Origin of the sequence: Streptomyces sp. NBC_00459, assembly GCF_036013955.1 — a bacterium.
Taxonomy (GTDB): domain Bacteria; phylum Actinomycetota; class Actinomycetes; order Streptomycetales; family Streptomycetaceae; genus Streptomyces.
On the sequence record NZ_CP107903.1, the window covers coordinates 8,694,803 to 8,715,352 of the forward strand.

Consider the following 20,550-nt stretch of genomic DNA (forward strand, 5'->3'; position numbering starts at 1 on the left):
CCGCTGAGCGGCACACCGACATTTCCACAGACCCGAGGATCCCTCAGGCTGCCGTGTTATGACGCGGACATCGGAAGCACTCATCCCGAAGCTGCAGGAATACGTGACTGCACACAGCACCCCGGCGGACGAGATCCTGTGTGACCTCGCGGCCGAGACCGAGAAGCTCTTCCCCGACGACAGTTTCATGCAGATCGGCTCCGAGCAGGGGAGCTTCATGACGCTCCTCGCCCAGGTCGCGGGCGCCAAACGGGCAGTGGAGATCGGCAGCTTCACCGGCTACTCGGCCATCTGCACGGCCCGTGGTCTACAGCCCGGCGGCTCACTGCTGGCGTGCGACATCAGCGAGGAGTGGACCTCGGTCGCCCAGCGCTACTGGAAGCGTGCCGGGCTGGACGACACGATCACCCTCAAGCTCGGACCGGCACTGGACACGCTGCGTGCGCTGCCAGCGGAGCCGCAGTTCGACCTCGCTTTCGTCGACGCCGAGAAGGAGGACTACGTCGACTACTGGGAGGAGTTGGTCCCGCGGGTGCGTTCCGGCGGGCTGATCCTCGCCGACAACACCCTCCACCACGGGCAGGTCGTCGACCCCGAGGAGAACGCCACCAATGTGCAGGGGATCAGGGCGTACAACGCCCGGGTTCGCGATGACGACCGGGTGCAGCAGGTGCTGATTCCGATCGGCGACGGCCTGAACATGGCCCGGAAGAAGTAGGCGGGGAAAGGTGCGGAGGGCTACCCCGTGAGGTGCGGGGGGCCCTACCGCTCTCTCTCGGTCGGGTGAGGCGGGGTTCGGGAACCAGCGTCTCGAAGGCGCCCTCCCGTCAGCAGGCGAGGGCGCCTTCGAGACGGCCTATGAGGGTGAGGATGTCGGAGGGGGTGCCGACGGAGATCCGCATCCAGCCGGGCATACCCATGTCCGTGGTGTCACGCACGTGGACATGTTCGGCGAGCAGTTGCCGGGTGACCTTGAGCGCGCTCCCGGGCAGGTGCAGGGTGACGAAGTTGGTCTGCGAGGGCAGGTACGTGATGCCGAGCCGATCCAGCGCGCAGCACAGCATCGTGCGTGCCGTGTCGGTGTAGACCCTCGTCTGCTCCAGGAACGCCTGGTCCGCCAGAGCCGCACAGGCCGCGGCCTGCGCGAGCCGGTTCACGTGGTACGGCATCGCGTCCTGCACGGTCTCCATACGGGAGACGACGTCAGGGCCTCCGATCAGCGCACCCACGCGCAGGGACGCGAGGCCGTACGCCTTCGAGAAGGTCCGCAGCACGCTGACCGGGCCGCCCTCCCGCGCCCAGGGCAGGGCAGTGGTGAAGGAGTCGTCGGCGAACTCCGCGTACGCCTCGTCGAAGACGAGGTACGAACCGGTGGCGTACGCGGTCTCGCACAGGCTCTTCACCGCGTCGGCGTCGAGGACGGACCCGGTGGGGTTGTGCGGATTGCACACGAAGACGAGAGCCGGTTCCTTGTGCATCTCCTCCTTCAGCGCCGCCGGGCACACGCGGTACTGGTCGAGGGGGACGTGCGTGACGCGCAGGCCCACTGCGTCCAGGCTCTTCGGGTAACCCTGGTAGGTGGCCTCGTTGACCACCGCTCGGCCGGTGTCGCGCAGCGCGAGCGCGAGCATCATGATGATCTCGTCCACCCCGTTGCCGACGGCGACGCTGTCGGTGGTGACGCCGTAGTGGGCGGCGAGGGCGTCGATGAGCGCGGTGTGCCGCGGGTCGGGGTAGCGGTGAACGCGAAGCAGCTCGGCGCGTGCCGCTTCGACCGCCTTGGGGCTCGCGCCCCAGGGGTTCTCGCTCCGGTGCAGTAGGAGCGGGGCGGGTGGGAAGCCGTCGGTGACGTTGTGGTGGGCGGTCGGTGTCCTCGTGCGCATCAGGTCTCCTGCCGTCGTTGGATGGAGAATTCGCTGCTGGACTGCTCTGGACTGCTGGCGGGACGGGGCGGTTCGAGGGTTTCCGGGCGGGGAGTGTCAGGCGCTGAAGTCCTCGTCGCGGGTCTCGGGCAGGGCGAGCAGACAGCCCAGGCTGACGAGGCACAGCAGGCCGCCGTAGACGCCGAGGACCAACGGCGACTCCCAGCGCGAGGTCAGCCAGGTGGCGACGAGCGGGGCGAAGCCGCCGCCGAAGGTGAGGGCGAGGATGAAGGTCACCGAGGCCCCGGTGTAGCGCATCCGGGCCGGGAACAACTCCGGCAGGAACGCGGCCATGGGCGCGAACATCAGGCCGAACAGGACGAGCCCGATGGTGAACGCCCCGGTGATCAGTACGGGGTCACGGGTCTCCAGGGAGCCGAACATGGGCAGGGCCCACAGGGCGCTCGCCGCCGCGCCGGCCAGCATCACCGGGCGTCTGCCGATCCGGTCGGCCAGCATCGCCAGCGGCAGGATGACGGCCACGTCGGCCGCGGCGGCGATGCTCGTGATGGTCAGCATCGTGGGCTGCGGGATACCGAGGACCGTCGGGCCGTAGGAGAGGCTGTAGACGGTCGCCAGGTAGTAGATCGAGGCACCGCCGATCGCCGCGCCCATGCCGAGGAGCAGTCGGCCGGGGTACTTCTTGACCAGGGCGCCGAGCGGGAAGCGGGGCGCCGCGGCGTCATCGGTGGGCCGTTCCTCGAAGATCGGCGACTCGGCGATCCGGGAGCGGACCCAGAGGCCGACGGCAATCAGGCCGGTGCTCAGCAGGAACGGGATGCGCCAGGCCCAGTCGGCGAAGCCGTCCTTGCCAGCGATCGCCAGCGTCGGCAGGATCACCGCGCTGGACAGCAGGAACCCGAGCGGCGGGCCGGCCTGCGGGATCGACGCGAACAGCGCGCGGCGTCCGGGAGGCGCGTGTTCCGCGGCCAGCAGCACCGCGCCGCCCCACTCGCCGCCCATGCTGACACCCTGCAGCAGGCGCAGCGCGACCAGCAGCACGGGGGCGGCGAGGCCGGCGGTCTCGTAGGTGGGCAGCAGCCCGACGCCGACGGTGGACACGCCCATCAGGAGCAGGGCGAGGAAGAGGGCACGCTTGCGGCCGACCCGGTCGCCGATGGCGCCGAACACCACCACGCCGATCGGGCGGGCCACGAACGCGGCGGCGACAGTGAGGAAGGCGGCCAGGGTGGAGACCGTGGCGTTGCCGGAGGGGAAGAAAGCCGGGCCGAGGACGAGGGCGGCGGCCGTGCCGTACACGGCGAAGTCGTAGTACTCGATGATCGTGCCGATGAGGCTCGCGAAGGCGACCCGGGAGGCGGTGGATTTTCTGGGGGCGGTGGCCTTGCTTACCGTGCTGACGCTGCCGAGTGCGGCGTCGCTGGTGGTCTCGGACATGGAGCGGCTCGCTTCCAAGCCAGGCCCGGATCTGGGGTGACCCAGGACACACGGGGGGACTGAGCGGGAACTGTAGTACTGCGTCAACCGGGCGAAGTGCCCATGTGCCGTCCTGCGGCACAACACAACGGGCACACCCGCGCCCCCACCCTCAGGGCATGGAATGGCCCAGTTCAGCGGCGTTCCGGAGCGCGTAAGGGCCCATGCGTGATGTGGAACGCATGGGCCCATGAGGAGACACAGGACAGCGTGGTGACGACGCCTTCGCGGTGCGTACGCGACCTCGCGTCAGGCACCTTTCTCTGTGGTCTTCGCGGCCTTCGTGCTCTTCGCGGGAACCTGCAGTGGCCTGAACTCCTCGTGGAACCCGAGGCGTTGAAGCAACGGTCCCGTCATGAACGTGGTGGCCAGTGCCATGACGACCATGGCACTGAACATGCGGGTGTCCAGCACTCCGAGCGACAGACCCACGTTCAGGATGACCAGCTCCGTGAGCCCTCGGGCGTTGAGCAGCACGCCGAGCGTCGCCGACTCGGCCCGCGAGGCGCCGGAAAGGCGTGCGGCACCGGAGGCCCCGACGAACTTCCCCACGCACGCCACCAGGACGACGGCGACGGTCATCATCACACCGTGCCCACCGAGCCCACCGAGGTCCACCGACAGCCCGGTCACGGTGAAGAAGACCGGCAGCAGGAAGAGACTGGTCTGCTCGATGCGCTCGGCGACCTGAGGGGCCTGCGCCTCGATGTGGCCGCGGGGCACCGCGGCACCGAAGGCGAAGGCACCGAAGACCGCGTGCAGACCGATCTCGTTGGTCGCCCAGGCGGACACCAGCAGGCCGGTGACGAGGACGGTGTGGATGAGGGAGCTGCTGGCCGCCCACGGCCGCTCCGGAGCCATCAGCCAACGCAGTCCCGGGCGCACGGCGTACAGGAGGACGACCAGGAACAGCCCTGACTCCAGCACCATCTGTGCCAGTGGCCACAGTCCGCTCGCGCTGGCGATGACCACGATCACGGCCAGTACGCACCAGGCGATGAAGTCCTCGATGGCGGCGCAGGTGAGCGCCATGGCGCCGATCCGGCTGCGTTGCATACCGCCTTCGGTGATGATCCGGGCCAGAACCGGGAACGCGGTGATCGACATCGCCGCCCCGAGGAAGAGCGCGGGGGCGAGCACACCGTCGGTGCTGAGCTGCGACTTGTCGTACCAGGGGAACAGCAGAAGGGCGAGCCCGGCTCCCAGCGCGAACGGCAGCGTCACGGAACTGAGCGAGACCCAGACGACCCGGCGGCCGGCCCCCCGGAGACGGGCGAAGTCCAGTTCGTAGCCGATACCGAACATGAACAGGACCAGTCCGAGCTGAGAGAGCGCCTGAAGGATCGGCCGCGCGTCCGCCGGGAACAACGCTCCGACGGGGTCCCCCGGCAGGAGGCCCAGCAGGCTCGGTCCCAGGGCGATACCAGCGACAATCTCCCCCATCACCAGAGGCTGCCGAATGCGCCTGGCCAGCCGGGCGAAGAGGAATGCCACGGTGAGGATCACGGCAAGTCCCGCGAGCATCTGTCCGGTCAGGACATCGGCGGAGCTGGCGGCGACCGAAGAGTGGTCCAAGGTGATCACTTCTCCCATGCGGAAGGTGCGTTGGCGGTTGTGGCAGGCCCGGCGGGCGCCGACGGGAGGTTGCGCGGGGCGGCCCTGGCGCACGGGCCCGAGCCCGGCCGGCCGCAGCTGCGGCCGGCCGGGCTCGGCGTGGAGGTGCTCAGCCGGCGCTCTGCTTGACCCGCTCAGGACTCTTCTTGAGGGTGATCCAGAGGTCGTTGACCGGATTCTCCTGAGAGTCCTCGTGGTAGATCTCGGCCAGGCGCATCAGCGACGCGTCGCTCTCCCACAGCTTGACCTGCTGCTGCACCGCCTCGTTCGCCGGCCGGGCCTTGCACTCCGCGACGACCGTGCTGACGAGGTGGCCCGTCATCCGCTCCATGAAGCGCACGTTGGCGGCGAACCGGCCTTCCATTTCCTGGTCCGACAAACTGTCGGTCATGCCGACGTGCAGTTGCCGCATGAAGTCGAGGTCGTAGTAGCGCACGAACGGGTCCGTTTCGCTCGCCTGGTCGATGCCGTGCCACTCCCGGAGGAAGTCCTGGGCCTGCTTGGTGACCTCGTGGTAGCGGGCCAGATCGGCGGCCATCCGCGGGAACTCGGCCAGACGGCGGAACACGTCGTGGAAGTACAGCCAGCCAGGGCCCGCCCAGTAGCGGGTCGTGTCCCAGATGATCTTCGACATCATGATCCTGGCATTGCCCATCAGCGGGTACTGCCCCTCGAAGATCCGCAGCCAGTCCTGGAAGACGGCGAGATACGTGCGGTTGTGGATCGCCGCGCGTTCCTCGACGTCCTCCCCGTCCAGGGCGCGGGTGACGAGATCGGTGATCAGCCCGTTGCCGATGGCGATCATGTCCAGGCCGGGCGAGTACAGCGGGTCGAGGAAGACTCCGGCCTCACCGGTCAGACACCACCGGTCGCCGGACATGACCTGCTCGCAGCCGTAGGCGTAGTTCTTCATGACGCGGAAGTCCTGGAGCTGGTCACGATGCTGCTCGACCACGCGGGCGCACTCCGGCTCGTTCTCGCGCAGCCAGTCCATGGCCTTCTCGAAGCGGTTCATGGTGGAGAACGGGTGCATGTCCGCATCGGTGACGATGCCGAAGCTGATCGAGTCGGAGGCCAGCCGGATCAGCCAGACCCAGTATCCGGGACCCATCAGGTGGTTGGTGGACAACTCGCGGTCGCTGTACGGGACTTCGTGGTCGATACGGCCGTGCCAACCAGGTTCGTCCGACCACTTGTCGATGTCGATGGGGTGGCCGATGCGGAACCAGACCGCGTTGGCGCGATGCCCCACCTTCCTGGCCAGCCCGAGCTGACGCTTGATCACCGACGACCGGCCCGTGGCGTCCACCACCCAACGGGCCTCGATCCGGCGTTCGACGCCGTCGTCGGAGACCAGGCTCAGCCGATGGTGGTCCTGGTCCGGTTGCAGCACCAGTTCCTGCGTCCTCCAGCCGGAAAGGAACGTCACGTCGATCGCCTGCGCTTCCTCCCCCAGCGCGTTCTCCAGCCGTCCCCGGTCGAGCTGATAGCTGATGACGCTGTGGGGCGGGAAGGCGGAGTGCCCGATCTCCGGCCGGCATGTGATGTCGTTGTTGCTGTCGTCACTGAAGAACATGCGTATGCCGAACTTCTTGAGCTGGTGCCGCTCCAGGTGATCCTCCAGCCCCAGCACGTTGCGCAGATAGCGTCCGCCGATCTCGACCGTCGATTCGCCCACCTTGTGCGCCGCCTCGGGCACCGGATGCTGCTGCTTCTCGACCACCAGGATGCTGGTGTCCGGGCGGGCCTGCTTCAGTTGAAGCGCCAGCGTCAGGCCGGCCAGACCGCCGCCCATGATCACCACGTCGTACACATCAGGCTGCTGTTCCACGCTGTGCGACATGCTCATGTTGTGTCCTCCTGCTCCTGGGATTCCTGCTGCCCGAGAGGCCCCGCTGCTGCCGATCGGAGTGGACTCGCCGTTCCTCGGGAAACCGCGACCAGGCCGGTCGCCGCTTCTGTGCGGATCGATGGGGGGGAGCCGAACAGGGGGTAGGGGGCGGCGAAGACGCCGGGCCGTGGGGGGAGCCACGGCTGACCGGCTTGCCGAGCCGAACCAGGAGATGACCTGGAACACTTGAATGTCACCCCGCCGTGCCGCAGAGCGGCACAACAGAGGGCGAGCGCTGGCTGGCAAGAGCACTCTTGGACTGAGAGATCCCGGAGGAGACCCGGGGAGGTCACCGGAGTTGCCCCAAGGAGGGATCCTCCTGTCCACCGCATCCCGTACCAGGCACCTCTGGTGGTCCCCACTCGGTCATCGGCTGGCTCGGACGGCCCGAGCCAGGCTGCTGGTGCTTCCCCACGCCGGTGCCGGCCCCGGCTCACTGCGTGCCGCGCTCACCTCGGTACCCGGTGACGTCGAGGTCCTCGGGCTCTGCCTGCCCGGACGCGAGCGCCGCTACGACGAGCCGATCGGCTGCACACTCGGTGACGTGCTGGACAGCTTCCGCACCGAGATCCTCGACCTGGCGCCGCTGCCCACAGTGATCGTCGGACACAGCCTCGGCGCTCTGCTCGCCGCCCGGATCGCACAGCTGCTGGACGAGGGCTGCCGGGCGCTGGTGGTCAGCGGGCAGATCCCCGGGGGCGCCGTGCGCACCCGGGAGGCGCGCACGGCGGAGGAACTGCTCCAGGTGGTCAACGCGGGGGAAGGGACCTCCGACCAGGTACTGAGGGACCACCGGATGCGGCAGCGCCTTCTCGACGTGCTGGACGCGGACCTGCGGCTCAGCCGGGAGGCCGCGGACCTCGCCTCGGTCCGCGTCACCGTACCGGTGTACGTCCTCGGCGGTCGCTCCGACCGTCTGGTCCCTGCAGACCTCCTGCCGGCCTGGGCCGAACACACCACCGGTGAATGCCGGGTCGAGCTGCTGGACGGAGGCCACTTCGCCCTGCTCGCACCGGACAACCGGCAGTCCGTGGACCGCGTCCTGCGGACGGCACTGCGACCGGCTCCCTGATCGACCGCGTACGCGTCGGCGTCCGGTGAGCCCCGGGAGTCGCCGTCGCCGAAGCTGTGACGTGCAGCCGTGCCGCCCACTGGCACACGCCCTTCCCGAAACGCCCCCTCCGCACTGGAATGACGGCACCGAGCGTCGCCCGCAGGAGCAGCGAGACACCGGAGGCAACATGGTCGACGACCTCGACACCGTTCTCGACACGCCGATCGGGGACAGCCCTGACCCGGGCGAGTTCATCAGGGCGGCGATGCGATGGCACTTCGCCCCCGGGACCGGGTCCCCGTTCTGGCTGGCTCGGGCGAGGACACTCGACTTCGACCCGCTGACCGACGTGAAGACGGTCGATGATCTCGCGCTGTTCCCGAACGTGTGCGACGAACTGCGCGACGTACGCGCCGAGGACCTCGTTCCACGCGGGTACGGCGAGAACCCGGACGTCTGCGGGTTCTTCGAGAGCGGCGGCACCACCGGCCGGCCCAAGCGAGTGGTTGTCCTGCGGGACTGGTTCGTCAGGTCACAGGAATGGATCAGCAGGAGCCTGGACGCGCACGGTGTGCCGAGGGGCGTGAACTGGCTGACGCTGCTCCCCAGCGGGCCGCACATGGCCGGCTACGCGTATCCCCAGCTCGCGAGGGACCGTGGCGGCCACGGGTTCTCGATAGACATGGACCCGCGCTGGGCCAAGCGACTCGTCTCCTCCGGCCGCGCCGAGGACGCCCGCGCCTACGCCGACCATCTGCTCGGGCAGGCCCGGTACCTGTTACGCAGTCAGGATGTGGGCCTGCTCGCCATCACGCCGCCGGTGCTCGAACGCCTCGCCGCTGACGACGAGTTGACCGATCTGGTGCGGAAGAAGGTCAAGGCGATCATCTGGGTCGGCACACACATGGACGCCAGCACCCGTGACCTGCTCGGGAGTGAGGTCTTTCCCGGCCTCGCGCTCATCGGCTTCTTCGGCAGCACGATGATGATGCACAGCTGCAGCCAGCGGGTCACCGAGGACGCCGGTGAACTCGTCTTCGACCCGCCGTCGCCGTACATCACCTTCCGGGTCGTCGCCCCGGACAGCCGGAAGCAGGTCGACCACGGCGCCCGTGGCCAGGTGGTCGTCAGCCACGTCAGCCGGAGCTTCCTGCTGCCCAACAACCTCGACCGCGACGAGGCCACCCGTGTACCGGGGCTGCCGGGACAGGTGGGCGATTCCCTGGCGGATGTGACTCCGGTCCAGGTCTTCGACGGCGAAGCCGTGATCGAGGGAGTCTATTAGTGAGCGGCACGAGCGACATCGTCCGGCTCGACGCACTGGGCCCCGGCGGCGCGTACCGGTCGAGGAACATCCAGACCGTCAACGACATCCGTGGGGAGCCGTTCGCCGAACTGAGCCTGGTTCCCCCGCTGTTCGTCGCCAGGACGATGTCGGCGCTGCGCAAGGCCGACCCGCTGACGCTCGAACAGCGCCTGGACGCCGTCGCCAGGGCCGGCCGGGCCTTCGCCACCGGAACCGTCGGCGGACTGTCCGCCGAGGACTACCAGCACGCCGTGTGCCGGGTCTCGGGCCTGCCCTGGGTCACGACGGAGAAGGCCATCGAGCACACCCTGCGGTACACGGAACGCGCGTACCTCAGCTCCCAGCAGGCCCGTCCCGCCGGGGCGGTCAACGACTGGCGCCACCCGCGCACCCGGAACGGCAGTGGCGTGTGGGTCCGTCGCGGTGAGGTGTTCGCCGTCCACGCGCCTGGCAACACACCGAGCGCCCACACCCTGTGGCTGCAGTCGCTCGTTCTCGGCTACCGGGTGGCGGTGCGGCCGTCGAGCCGCGAACCGTTCAGCCCGCACCGGTGGATCACTGCTCTGCGCGACGCCGGCTTCGGCGCCGACCAGGTCGCCCTGCTGCCGACCGACCACGCCACGGCCGACGAGGTCGTACGGGGCGCGGACCTGGCGATGGTGTACGGCGACGACGAGGTGGTCCGCAAGTACTCCTCGATGGCGACGGTGCTGCCGCAGGGTCCGGGGCGGTCGAAGTTCCTCATCACCAAGGACGCCGACTGGACGTCCCATCTGGACACCGTCGTCTCCTCGGTCAGTGCGCACGGCGGGGCCGCGTGCGTCAACACCACCGCCGTGTTCGTCGAGGGAGACCCGGCCCCGCTGGCACGGGCGCTCGCCGAGCGGCTCTCCGTACTGCCCAGCCTGCCGCCGCAGGACCCCAAGGCGGTGCTGCCCGTGCAACCGCTCGACAGTGCCCGCCGGATCGAGCGACACCTGCTGGCCACGGCCGCCGGAACCACCCCGTGGCTGGGCGGCGACGGGATCGTCGACGACCTCGGGGACGGCACGGCGGTACTCCGTCCCGCCGTGCACCAGGTATCCCGTCCCGATGCCCCGCAGACCGGCGTCGAGTTGCCCTTCCCCTGTGTGTGGGTGGCGCCGTGGAGCCCGGAGGCCGGGGTCGGGCCGCTCAAGGACACCGTGGTGCTCACCGCCGTCACCGACGACGAGACGCTGGTGGACCGGCTCGTCAACGAGCCCGGCATCGCCAACCTCTACCTCGGTGACCACCCGACGCACTGGCTCGCCCCCGGCGTCCCGCACGACGACTACCTCGAATCGTTCCTGATGCGCACGAAGGCCTGCGTCCGCTGATCATCCGCGCGGGGGAACACCCGTCGTGACGCGGTCCGCCAAGGGGGCCTTCCAGTCGGCCTCGCGGAAGGGTGCCGATCCGAGCCAGCCGAGCAGGAATCCGACCGGAACCGAGACGATGGCCGGGTTGTGGAGCGGGAACACCGAGAAGTCCAGGCCGGGCAGCAAGGCCCTGGCGTTTCCGGACACCCCGGGCGACAGGCCCACCAGCGACACGGCGGTGGCCAGGCCCCCGTAGATGCTCCACAGCGCGCCCCGGGTGGTGAAGCCCCTCCAGAACATGCTGTACAGCAGGGCGGGCACGATCGCGGAGGCGGCCACGGCGAAGGCCAGGCCGATGAGGAAGGAGACATTGAGGTTCCGTGCGATCAATGCCAGCACGGTGGCTCCCGTCCCGACCGCCACGGCCGCCACCCGTGTCACGAACAGCTCGCGTTGGGCGGATGCGGTGTCCCGGGTGATGACCGCGCCGTAGATGTCGTGGGCCAAGGAGATCGCTGCGGCGAGAGCGATGCCGGCCACGACGGCCAGCACGGTGGCGAACGCCAGGCAGGCGATGAGGCTGAGCAGGAACGAACCCCCGAGTTCCGCCGCGAGGAGAAGCACCGCTGTGTTCCCGGAAGGGTGGTCCGCCACGATGGCGTCCGTGCCGACCAGTGCCGCCGCCCCGAAGCCGAGCACACCGGCGGCCACGTAGAACGCGCAGGTCATCAGGGCCGCGTACTGGACCGATCGGCGCGCGTCGCGCCGGGACGGCACGGTGTTGATCCGCATCAGGAGATGGGGCAGTCCGGCGGCTCCGACCAGCAGGGCCAGTTGCTCGCTGGCGGAGTCCAGCATCGTCGTTCCGCCGTCGCCGAAACGTAGCCCCGGCTGCAGGAAGCGTTCGCCGTGACCGCTGTTGCCGGCCGCGGTGTTCAGGAGCGCGCCCGGGTCCCAGTCGAACCTGGACAGAACCGCCAGTGCCAGGGCGGCGCCGCCGACCAGCAGCAGGACCGCCTTGAGCGTCTGAATGAGCGTGGCCGCTCCCATACCTCCCATGACGATGTAGAGGATCATGAATGCGCCGAGGACGACTGTCATGCCCTGTTCCATGTCACGGCCGGACGGGCCCAGTATTCCCACCGTGAGTGCGCTCGCGCCGACAAGCTGCGCGGTCAGGTAGACCAGGCAGACGAGAAGCGTGGCGATGCCCGCCGCCAGATGCACCGCACGCGGGCGCAGCCGACGGGCCAGACGGTCGCCGATGGTGAACTGTCCCTTGCCGTGGTACCGCTCCACGACCAGCAGGAGGACGACGATCCAGGAGACGGCCGGTCCCAGAACGGAGAGCGTGCCGTCAAAACCGGTAAGGGCGATCAGGCCGGGGCTGCCCAGCAGAGCGGCCGCGGACATGACGTCTCCGAAGAGGGCCAGACCGTTGTGGGCGGGCGTCAGACGGCCGTCGCTGACGTAGAACTCCGAAAGGGTCCCTCGCTGCGGGGCGGCCCACACCGCCAGGAACAGCACGCAGACGAGGAAGCCGGCGAAGACCGGCAGATATGCGGTGACGCGATCTGGTGTCATGGTCGCTGCCCCCGCTCCTCGACGGACGCCCCCGAGCTCTCGGGGAGAGTGTCGAGCGAGGTCTCGGCATACCGCCCGTACCACAGGACACAGGCCGCGACGGCGACGAGTTGGAGCAGCCCGAGGCTGAGACCCGCATTCAGCGGGCCTGCCACCGACAGGGCCATGAAGTCCCTGCCCGCGTTTGCCGAGACGATGATCAGTACGTACAGCGCGACGACCGGGACGCCCGCGAGAACGGCACGGCGACGGGTGCCACGCGCCCGCCGTGCGGCACCCGTCACTGCATGGGCGTCCCTGGACGTCGCCCCCGGGGCGACGGGCGCCGAGTGGATGCCCGGATGGCGCCTGGCCAGGTCCGCGGCGACGCGTGAGGCCCACGCCCGCCGTTCGCGGAGGGTGTGGGCCTCGGTGTCCCTTGAGTTCAGCAATTGCGCGTACCGGAGGCTGAGGTCGTCCTGGCCTCCGAACGACGCGTAACAGTCGTTCATCGCCCGGAGCAACTGCTCGTCGGAGTACAGGCTTCTGTGGTCGAGTCGGCTCAGGTACAGGACGACGACCGCGAGCGGGTCCTGCTGGGGAGGTCTGTTCTCGGCATACATGGGCGGCTCTCTGCGTAGGGGAGTCCACTGCGTACGGGGTCATGGCGTTGCTGTCCCTGAACTGCCGCGTGATTCAGCTCCCGTCTGCCGGCCGACGACTCGGCTGCTGCGGTGGCCCGCACCGGGCAGTCCGCATCACGGAAGGAGCCGTGGCGGTGTGTGCGCCACCATCAAACGCTCTGTCACCACTGTGGGTGCAGCGGTCGTGCCGTTGTGCGGCACGCCGAAAGCCCCGCGAAGCAAGGGGAGTTGCTCCGGACGGCCTCGGGAAGTCGAGGACCCTTGGGGTTCCCTTCGGCCGAGAGCTGTGCTCAGGTGTATCCCTCAGAGCAATGCGCCGCGCGGATTTCTGGGTGTGGATGGGGAGGGATCCCGATCTCCGGCCGCCGTCCGCTTCCTGACTCGGGAAAGGGCCGCCGGACGAAAAGGCCGTTGTCAGGTGGAGCCGACCGGACTTCTCCGGCATCTTCTTGAGATTCCGGAAGGCGAACGCGGGACGGCCGTATCCTCCGGAGTCATTCCCCGGTTACGGGGAGCGATTATCCGAATACAGTGCCGCACCGTGAATAACACCGGCTCGCCGGGAACAGAGCGTGATCCGGACTCCACCGTCCGTCGCTCGGGGCGGGATTCCCCTCCGAGGTACGGGTCGTTTCCCTCTCAACTACAGTGGGAGCCATGTCGTCGGGAAACAGCATGGTGGCGCGCAATGTGCGTCTCCTCAGGGAGCAGCGAGGGCTGTCGCTGGCCGAACTCGCCCGTCAGGCCGGCCTGGCCAAGCAGACATTGTCGAAACTGGAGTTGGGCACGGGAAATCCCACGGTCGACACGCTGTTCTCCATTGCGGGCGCGCTCGGCGTGCCCGTGACGCGGCTGGTGGCCGAGCGGGAACAGGTAATGACTGTGCAGCGGGACGACGACGTTGTCTGGGAGCGGCACGATGGCTACGAGTCCCGCTCACTGGACCATGTGTACGGCTCCGGTGTCATCGAAAACTATCTGGTCCGTGTCACCCGTTCACGGGGGATGGAAGAACCGTCGGAGCCTCACCCCGTGGGCACGCTGGAACACTTGTACGTGATCCGGGGCCGGGTTCGGGTGGGGCCCGCCGACACCCCGGTGGAGCTGACGGCCGGCGACTTCGTACGGTATCCGGGCGACCGGCCGCATGTGTACGAGTCGCTGGACGAGGAGAGTCTGTTCCACATCGTGGTGAGTGTGCCGCGCGTGCAGCCCGGCACCGGCGGCATGACCGTCGCACACACCCATGGAAACAAACGGGCGTGAGCGCCGTCCCGCGCGCACGACCAGGGATGGGCACGACTCCCACCGGGTCAGGCCATGGGCTGGCCGCCCCGTCCGGACGGTAACGTGCCGCGCGCCTTGGCCGCGACGACCGCGCGGGCCGCTTCGTAGGCCACGCGACGCAGGGCGTCGGCGTAGTGCGAGGGGGCGAACCGGTGGTCGGCGCCGGCCACGGAGAGTGCGGCGACGGGACGGCCGAGGGGACCCATGACCGGTACGGCGACGCAGGTCAGGCCGAGGGCGGCCTCCTGACGGTCGTAGGCGATGCCGTCCTGGCGGATGCGCCGCAGCTCGCCCCGGAAGCGGTCGGCGTCAGTGAAGGTGTACTCGGTGAGGACGGGCAGTCCCGCCTCGATGGCCGCCTCGGCGGCGTCGTGGTCGAAGGCCAGCAGGGCCTTGCCGACAGCCGTGCAGTAGGCGGGCAGCCGGGCGCCGATCCGGGAGGGTGAGCGGGCCGCGCGGTGACCGTGGATCTTGTTGATGTACACGATCTCCGTGCCGTGCAGCACGGCCAGATGAACCGTCTCGTGTGTCAGTTCGTACAGGTCGGCGAGGTGGGGCAGCAGCCATTCCTGGAGCAGCGGCGGCGTCGGCCCGTAGACGCGGTTACCGATGTCGAAGAGCTGGCCGCCCAGCCGGTAGTTGCTGCCGACCCGCTCGACGAGCTGGTTGCGTTGCAGGATGCCCAGCAGGCGGAAGGCCGTCGACTTGGTGAGACAGGCACGCCGGGCGAGTTCGCTCACGCCGACCTCCCGGTCGTGCTCGGCGAGCGATTTCAGGAGGACCAGCGCCTTGTCGACGGCTGTCTGCTGCTCGGGGGCGGGGGGCGGCCCGGAGGGGCATGAGGGGGCGGCATGCTCGGAGGGAATGGCGGTGACGCGCATGGGCAGACTCCGGTGGGGAGAACCGAGAGCGGCCAATTAAGTGGACGCGCGTCCAACATAGGAGACCGTAATGGGATTGTAAACGCCTTGTACCGTCCCAGTATCGGCAGCAGCGGACCCGCCGCGGCCGATCACCACGGGACACGTCCCCGGCCCGCGTTCGCCGTGCTCCGGCTCGCGGCCCGAGGACGCCTCACCTTTGGGGCGCGCCCGCAGAGTGTGTACGGGCAGTGGTGTCAGGGTCATGGACAGGTGCCGAGCAGGTCCGTGCCCGGCGGCTCAGCCCGCGGACGTGTAGCCCTCGGCCGTACCGCTCTCCGCCGCCGGCCCCTGGAGGGCGAGCCCACCGGGCACGGAGCTGTCGACCTTCGTGACATACGTCTGGCGGGACGGCTGACGGCCGGTGGCGGAGAAGTCGAGGGCCGACGTCAGACCACCCGTGTCGACGTTCTTCAGCTGCCGGAACGCGGTGTTGACGCCTTCGCGGGTCAGGTCCCGGTTCTCACACGCCTTGTCCAGGACCTTGGCGTAGACCAGGGCACTGGCGTAGCCCAGGTTGACGAAGCTGTTGGGCTGGGTGTCGGGGAACTTCTCGGGAAGGGCGGCGGCGACCTCCCGCGGTCCCTCGTCCGTCGAGCTGAACGGGGCTATGGAGGTCATCACGGACAGGTTCTTCTCCAGGGCCGACTTGGCGGAGGTGGAGAGCAGGGACGGGTCGAAAGCGGGCGTGTTGGCCAGCAGGGGCACGTCGTATCCGAGGGAGGCGGCCACGCCCGCCACCGACGCGGTCTGGCGGGGACCGACACTGAGCACGATGGCCTTCGCGCCACGGGACTTGAGGGTCGTCACCTGCGCGGTGAGATCGGTGTCGGTGGCCTTGACCTGGATCCCCTCCAGCTTCAGGCCCAGCTTCTCGGCCGCGTAGGTGCTGCCCTGCAGCGCGGAGTTGCCGTAGTCCCCTTCGAAGTAGATGTGGCCCAGGACGTCTCCCGACTTCAGGTCCTTCTCCTGCACCAGGTGGTCGACCCCGTTGACGGTCTCGACGTCGTAGGTGTTGCCCATCACGATCATGTCGGGGTTCTTCAGCAGGGTGGAGGACCATGCCGTGGCCACGGTCAGCGTCCTGGCATCCGTGATGTCGGTGTCCAGGGCGCTGGTGATGGGCGATCCGAGCATCTGCACATACCCGAGGACCTCCGGTTCCGTCTCGGCGTAGAGGCTCACGGCCTTCTGCACGTCCGTCCCGTGGTCCTTGACGACGAGTTCGATCTTGCGGTCGCAGATGCCGCCCGCGGCGTTGATCTTGTCGATGTAGAGCTGGTTGCCCTGCACGATGATCTTTCCCTGAGCGCCGAAGACCCCGGACAGGTCGGTGAGCGCGCCCAGCGTGATGGTGTCGGCGGTGACGCCCGGCCCCGTCTTGGTGCCGGAGGAGGAGCCGGCGGTCTCGGTGGCCTTGCTGCTGCAGCCGACAGCGACGAGTGAGAGCGCGGCGGCGGCCGTACCCAGTCTGGTGACCGAGTTGACGAGCATGCGGAGTTCCTTTCGGAGGTTGGTCAGGAAGAGGCTGTGGTCATGTCCTGTGGGGGAAGCGCGGGTTGGCCGACGGGATCAGGGGGGCCGGGATCCCCTGAGCCGGCGGCGTCCACCCGGGGCCGGGCGGCGGGACGCAGGCGTCTGCCCAGGGCGACGAGGCCCCCCTGTTCCAGGAGGATCACCGCGACGATCGCGACGCCGAAGACGAGGCGGGCGGCCACCGCCGGGTCCACTCCGGACGTTCCGGGCTCGGCGAGGAAGGTGAACAGTCCGCTGTAGTGGCTGAGCAGACTGGGCAGCCCGGTGACGAAGGCGGCACCGAGGACGGCACCGGTGACGGAGCCGAGCCCGCCGATCACGATCATGGCCAGGTACTCGACGGAGAGGACGAGCCCGAAGTACTCGGGCACCACCCGTTGGAACGCCTGGGCCAGCAGTACGCCCGCCAGACCGGCGTACATCGACGACAGGACGAAGGCGGAGGCCTTGTAGCGGCTCACCGGTACGCCGACGACACCGGCGGCGGTCTCGTTCTCGCGCATGAGGACCAGGGCACGGCCAGGACGGCCCGCGAGTACCCGTCGGGCGAAGACGTAGGCGACGACGACGCACACCAGGGCCACGTACCACTGGCGTTCCCGGTCTCCGAACGGGACGCCCAGAAGCGTCAGTTCCGGGTCCCTGCCGGTCAGCTCGAAGCCGAGGACGGAGAGTTCGGGCACGTTGCGTCCGTTGAACCCGCCGGTCACCGAGGACAGGTTGAACAGCAGGTGCTGACCGAGGAACACCAGGGCGAGCGACGCGAGCCCCAGGTACAGGCCGCGGACGCGGCCGGCGACCGGGCTGAACAGCAGTCCCGCCGCTCCCGCCGTGGCCACCGCCAGAACGGCCGCGAGCAACGGCGGCAGTTCGAGCCCGGTGAGGGTGATACCGCCGCCTCCGGGCCCCGGTGCTCCGGCGAACCAGCAATAGGCGTAGGCGCCCACGGCCAGGAAGAAGGCGTGCGCGAGGGAGAGCTGGCCGGCCGTGCCGACGAGCAGGTTGAGGCCGATGGCGCCGATCGCGGCGGCCATGACCATGACTCCGAGCAGCAGCCAGAACCCGCTCAGGTAGAAGGGCACCATCAGCGCCAGGAGCAGGCCGGCCACGGGAAGGGCCCGGCTGACGAGGTTCGTACGGTCAGACACGGATGAACTCCCTGGTGCCGAAGAGCCCGGACGGCCGCCACATGAGCACCGCCACCATGAGGACGTAGGGCATGACATCGCCGAAGCCGGCACCGAGGAAGCCGAGTTCCGAGCCGTACCCGGCGGTGAGGGTCCTGGCCATGCCGACGGCGATGCCGCCGATGATCGCGCCGTGTGTGGAGTCGAGGCCGCCGAGGACGATCGCGGGTATCGCGGCGAGGGCGATGGTGCTCGAATGGCTGTCCAGGCCGGCGGACGGGAACGTGGACATGAAGACACCCGCGCCCGCGGCAAGCGCCCCGCCGATCATCCAGGAGACCGTCGCGACCCGGCCGAGCCGGATTCCCATGAGTGACGCGGCCTCGGCGTCGGCCGACGCAGCCCGCATGGCGACGCCCCACCCGGTGTACCGGAACAGCGCCAGCAGCAGACCGAGGACCGCGACCGCGACCGCCATGGCGGCGATGCGGGCCTGGGGGACGGTGACGCCCCCGAGTTGCACGGTGTCGGCGCCCCACGGGTCGAGCATGGACAGGACGTCGGGGCCGATGCGCCGGGTGAGTTCGGTGGTCAGCACGACGTCGACACCGATCGTGGCTATCGCCAGCGCCATGTGGTCGTGGCCGCGGGCCCGGGAGAGCAGAAACCTGATCAGCAGGGATCCGGCGACGGTGATGGCGATCCCGGCCGCCGCCGCGGCCCAGAAGCCCGCCGAGGGGGCGATGCGCGCCACCGCGTACGCGCCGAGCGCCAGCAGCGAGCCCTGGGCGAAGTTCACGACCCGGGTGCCCTTGTAGATGATCACGAACCCCATGGCGATGAGTGCGTAGAGCATGCCCAGCGACAGCCCGACGGCGAGAAGTTCCAGTAGGCGTGTCATACGTGCTCCGCAGTCGTTGTTCCGTCGGTCGCCGCACCGGCGACCCCCGATTCACCGGCCGTCGGTTCGTCGGCCGTCGGTACGTCGGATCCGAGATAGGCGCGGATCACCTCCGGGTCGGCGCTCACCTCGGCCGGTGCGCCGTCCGCGATGCGGCGGCCGAAGTCCAGGACGGTGACCCGGTCGGCCAGGGACATGACCATCGGCATGTCGTGCTCGATGAGGAGCACCGTGACACCGAGTTCGTCCCGCGCGCGGCGGATCTGACGAGCCATCGCCCAGGACTCGTGGTGGTTCATCCCGGCGACCGGTTCGTCCAGCAGGAGCAGTTCGGGCTCGGCCGCCAGCGCCCTGGCCAGCTCGACGCGCTTGCGCTCGCCGTACGACAGCAGGCCGACGGGTACGTCCCACCGGTCGCCCAGGTCGAAGAACTCGGCGATCTCACGCACGCGCTCTCGATGCCGTCGCTCCTCGTTCCGGGCGGAGCGCAGCCGCAGCCCGGTGGCCACGAACCCGGCGCGGGTGAGGTGGTGCCGGGCGACCATCAGGTTCTCCGCGACACTCTGGCCTCCGGCCAGGGCCAGGTTCTGGAAGGCCCGGGCCATGCCCAGGGCGGCGATGCGGTGCGGGGCCAGGCCCACGAGTTCGTTTCCCGTGTACCGGACGGAACCGGCGACCGGGCGGTAGACCCCGGACAGGACGTTGAAGCAGGAGGACTTGCCCGCCCCGTTGGGGCCGATGACGGCGTGCACGCTGCCCTTGGCGACCTCGAACGAGACCGCGTCGAGCGCCGTGACCCCGCCGAAACGGACCGTGACGCCGTCGACCCGGAGAATCGTGTCCACGCTCATGCGGACCACCTGGCCAGCGCGCGCCCACCGGGTTTCGCCGACCCGTGCAGATCCGGCCCGTGCTGGTCCTGCCCGGCATCGCCGCCCAGGTAGAGCCGCCGGATCTCGTCGGACTCCCGCAGCCGGGCGCTGGGGCCGGACAGACGTACCCGGCCGACCTCGAAGACGTACGCCGTGTCGGCGACGGAGAGAGCCATGGACGCGTTCTGCTCGACCAGGAGCACCGCGGTGCCCTGCCGGTTGATCTCCTGGACGATCTCGCCGATGCGCCCCACGATCCTGGGTGCGAGGCCCAACGACGGTTCGTCCAGCAGCAGCAGGGACGGGCGGGACATCAGTGCCCGCCCGATGGCGAGCATCTGCTGCTCGCCGCCGGAGAGCAGACCGGCGCGCTGCTCCCTGCGCTCCGCGAGTACCGGGAAGAGCTCGTACACCTCGTCCCGTGTGCGGGTCCGAGCGGGCCGGTCCCGCACCAGTGCGGCGCCGGCCCGCAGGTTCTCCTCCACCGTGAGGGTGGTGAAGATCCTGCGGCCTTCGGGTACCTGGACCACCCCGGCGGCCACGATGCCGACGGCGTCCAGTCCGCGCAGCGACCGGCCGTCGTAGGTGATGGTGCCCGCGTCGACGGTGCCGCGATGGTGCCCGAGCGTTCCGGACAGGGCTCGCATCAGCGTGGACTTGCCCGCGCCGTTGGCGCCGAGCACCGCGACGGCGGCGCCGTCCGGGACCGTCAGGGTGACATCTTGCAGGGCGATCTGCGCCTTGCCGTAGTGCACAGCCAGTCGACTGACTTCGAGCACGACGGGGTCACCCCCCGCCGGACCGGTGAGAACGGTCTGCGGGCGACCGGGGTGTGGAAGGTGGCGTGGAAGGTGGTGGCATCGTGGACTTCCCTGAAGGAGGCGGGCTCCCCGGCCTGACCGGAGACGGATACCGCGTATGACGTGGGGGTGCGTCGAGATCCCGGAGCCGGATCCAGGACGAGGGCGCCCGCCTCTGTGAGGATGGTGACGTCGGCCGGTGCGGCGTCACCAGTGGTCTCGGACATGGGGCGGCTCGATTCCGATCATGTCTGGATACGCGGTGATCCAGGACACACGGCCGGGGGGACTGAGCGGGGACTGTAGAGCTCCGGCCGACGACGGAAAGGCCGATGT

Annotated in this window: 17 protein-coding genes; 5 read left to right on the forward strand and 12 right to left on the reverse strand. The window is 69.3% G+C overall.

Annotated features, from left to right (window positions below):
• Nucleotides 1–103: 103 nt before the first annotated feature.
• The gene (locus OHN74_RS38170) at nucleotides 104–718 is read left to right on the forward strand and encodes an O-methyltransferase (protein WP_327699119.1); all 615 of its coding nucleotides are present in this window, start codon (nucleotides 104–106) and stop codon (nucleotides 716–718) included.
• 109 nt (nucleotides 719–827) lie between these two features.
• Here OHN74_RS38170 and OHN74_RS38175 read toward each other — a convergent pair whose 3' ends face one another.
• From OHN74_RS38175 to OHN74_RS38190, 4 genes are all read right to left on the reverse strand, one after another.
• Entirely contained in the window at nucleotides 828–1,883 is a 1,056-nt protein-coding gene (locus OHN74_RS38175) for a pyridoxal phosphate-dependent aminotransferase (protein ID WP_327699120.1), read from the reverse strand.
• A 96-nt stretch (nucleotides 1,884–1,979) separates the two neighbouring features.
• A complete protein-coding gene (locus OHN74_RS38180) occupies nucleotides 1,980–3,320 on the reverse strand; it encodes an MFS transporter (protein WP_327699121.1) in 1,341 nt (446 codons plus the stop codon).
• 288 nt (nucleotides 3,321–3,608) lie between these two features.
• Nucleotides 3,609–4,934: a cation:proton antiporter gene (locus tag OHN74_RS38185; protein WP_327699122.1), complete on the reverse strand. Its 1,326-nt coding sequence runs from the start codon at nucleotides 4,932–4,934 to the stop codon at nucleotides 3,609–3,611.
• A 148-nt stretch (nucleotides 4,935–5,082) separates the two neighbouring features.
• On the reverse strand, nucleotides 5,083–6,822 hold the full coding sequence (locus OHN74_RS38190; protein WP_327699123.1) for an NAD(P)/FAD-dependent oxidoreductase: 1,740 nt from the start codon (nucleotides 6,820–6,822) through the stop codon (nucleotides 5,083–5,085).
• Nucleotides 6,823–7,054: 232 nt separating this feature from the next.
• On the opposite strand from OHN74_RS38190, the gene OHN74_RS38195 reads away from it, so the two are divergent.
• The 3 genes from OHN74_RS38195 (at nucleotide 7,055) to OHN74_RS38205 (ending at nucleotide 10,582) form a co-directional block, all read left to right on the forward strand.
• Nucleotides 7,055–7,936 carry a thioesterase II family protein gene (locus OHN74_RS38195; protein ID WP_327699124.1) on the forward strand — a complete coding sequence of 294 codons (882 nt, stop codon included), beginning with the start codon at nucleotides 7,055–7,057 and terminating at the stop codon, nucleotides 7,934–7,936.
• Nucleotides 7,937–8,105: 169 nt separating this feature from the next.
• Nucleotides 8,106–9,203 carry a phenazine antibiotic biosynthesis protein gene (locus OHN74_RS38200; RefSeq protein ID WP_327699125.1) on the forward strand — a complete coding sequence of 366 codons (1,098 nt, stop codon included), beginning with the start codon at nucleotides 8,106–8,108 and terminating at the stop codon, nucleotides 9,201–9,203.
• Entirely contained in the window at nucleotides 9,203–10,582 is a 1,380-nt protein-coding gene (locus tag OHN74_RS38205) for an aldehyde dehydrogenase family protein (RefSeq protein ID WP_327699126.1), read from the forward strand. The genes OHN74_RS38200 and OHN74_RS38205 overlap by 1 nt, the downstream gene beginning before the upstream one ends.
• Here OHN74_RS38205 and OHN74_RS38210 read toward each other — a convergent pair whose 3' ends face one another.
• Nucleotides 10,583–12,148 (reverse strand): solute symporter family protein, encoded by a 1,566-nt coding sequence (locus OHN74_RS38210; RefSeq protein ID WP_327699127.1) that lies wholly within the window; start codon nucleotides 12,146–12,148, stop codon nucleotides 10,583–10,585.
• On the reverse strand, nucleotides 12,145–12,750 hold the full coding sequence (locus OHN74_RS38215) for a DUF485 domain-containing protein (protein WP_327699128.1): 606 nt from the start codon (nucleotides 12,748–12,750) through the stop codon (nucleotides 12,145–12,147). The genes OHN74_RS38210 and OHN74_RS38215 overlap by 4 nt, the downstream gene beginning before the upstream one ends.
• Nucleotides 12,751–13,428: 678 nt before the next feature.
• Here OHN74_RS38215 and OHN74_RS38220 point away from each other — a divergent pair.
• Nucleotides 13,429–14,037 (forward strand): helix-turn-helix domain-containing protein, encoded by a 609-nt coding sequence (locus tag OHN74_RS38220; protein ID WP_327699129.1) that lies wholly within the window; start codon nucleotides 13,429–13,431, stop codon nucleotides 14,035–14,037.
• Between the two features lie 47 nt (nucleotides 14,038–14,084).
• On the opposite strand, the gene OHN74_RS38225 is transcribed toward OHN74_RS38220, so the two are convergent.
• The 6 genes from OHN74_RS38225 to OHN74_RS38250 form a co-directional block, all read right to left on the reverse strand.
• Nucleotides 14,085–14,939: an IclR family transcriptional regulator gene (locus tag OHN74_RS38225; protein ID WP_327699130.1), complete on the reverse strand. Its 855-nt coding sequence runs from the start codon at nucleotides 14,937–14,939 to the stop codon at nucleotides 14,085–14,087.
• 279 nt (nucleotides 14,940–15,218) lie between these two features.
• On the reverse strand, nucleotides 15,219–16,472 hold the full coding sequence (locus OHN74_RS38230; protein ID WP_327699131.1) for an ABC transporter substrate-binding protein: 1,254 nt from the start codon (nucleotides 16,470–16,472) through the stop codon (nucleotides 15,219–15,221).
• A gap of 23 nt (nucleotides 16,473–16,495) precedes the next feature.
• A complete protein-coding gene (locus OHN74_RS38235; protein WP_443060510.1) occupies nucleotides 16,496–17,662 on the reverse strand; it encodes a branched-chain amino acid ABC transporter permease in 1,167 nt (388 codons plus the stop codon).
• Complete coding sequence (locus OHN74_RS38240) at nucleotides 17,655–18,542, reverse strand: branched-chain amino acid ABC transporter permease (protein WP_327699132.1); 888 nt, start codon at nucleotides 18,540–18,542, stop codon at nucleotides 17,655–17,657. The genes OHN74_RS38235 and OHN74_RS38240 overlap by 8 nt, the downstream gene beginning before the upstream one ends.
• On the reverse strand, nucleotides 18,539–19,393 hold the full coding sequence (locus OHN74_RS38245; protein WP_327699133.1) for an ABC transporter ATP-binding protein: 855 nt from the start codon (nucleotides 19,391–19,393) through the stop codon (nucleotides 18,539–18,541). The genes OHN74_RS38240 and OHN74_RS38245 overlap by 4 nt, the downstream gene beginning before the upstream one ends.
• Nucleotides 19,390–20,193: an ABC transporter ATP-binding protein gene (locus OHN74_RS38250; protein WP_327699134.1), complete on the reverse strand. Its 804-nt coding sequence runs from the start codon at nucleotides 20,191–20,193 to the stop codon at nucleotides 19,390–19,392. Before OHN74_RS38250 ends, OHN74_RS38245 begins: the two co-directional genes overlap by 4 nt.
• Between the last annotated feature and the right edge of the window lie 357 nt (nucleotides 20,194–20,550).

Coding starts and splice junctions, on each gene's coding strand:
- OHN74_RS38175 (WP_327699120.1), bottom strand. CDS start 1,883: ATGCGCACGAGGACACCGACCGCCCACCACAACGTCACCGACGGCTTC.
- OHN74_RS38180 (WP_327699121.1), bottom strand. CDS start 3,320: ATGTCCGAGACCACCAGCGACGCCGCACTCGGCAGCGTCAGCACGGTA.
- OHN74_RS38190 (WP_327699123.1), bottom strand. CDS start 6,822: ATGAGCATGTCGCACAGCGTGGAACAGCAGCCTGATGTGTACGACGTG.
- OHN74_RS38195 (WP_327699124.1), top strand. CDS start 7,055: ATGTCACCCCGCCGTGCCGCAGAGCGGCACAACAGAGGGCGAGCGCTG.
- OHN74_RS38200 (WP_327699125.1), top strand. CDS start 8,106: ATGGTCGACGACCTCGACACCGTTCTCGACACGCCGATCGGGGACAGC.
- OHN74_RS38210 (WP_327699127.1), bottom strand. CDS start 12,148: ATGACACCAGATCGCGTCACCGCATATCTGCCGGTCTTCGCCGGCTTC.
- OHN74_RS38215 (WP_327699128.1), bottom strand. CDS start 12,750: ATGTATGCCGAGAACAGACCTCCCCAGCAGGACCCGCTCGCGGTCGTC.
- OHN74_RS38220 (WP_327699129.1), top strand. CDS start 13,429: ATGTCGTCGGGAAACAGCATGGTGGCGCGCAATGTGCGTCTCCTCAGG.
- OHN74_RS38225 (WP_327699130.1), bottom strand. CDS start 14,939: ATGCGCGTCACCGCCATTCCCTCCGAGCATGCCGCCCCCTCATGCCCC.
- OHN74_RS38230 (WP_327699131.1), bottom strand. CDS start 16,472: ATGCTCGTCAACTCGGTCACCAGACTGGGTACGGCCGCCGCCGCGCTC.
- OHN74_RS38240 (WP_327699132.1), bottom strand. CDS start 18,542: ATGACACGCCTACTGGAACTTCTCGCCGTCGGGCTGTCGCTGGGCATG.
- OHN74_RS38245 (WP_327699133.1), bottom strand. CDS start 19,393: ATGAGCGTGGACACGATTCTCCGGGTCGACGGCGTCACGGTCCGTTTC.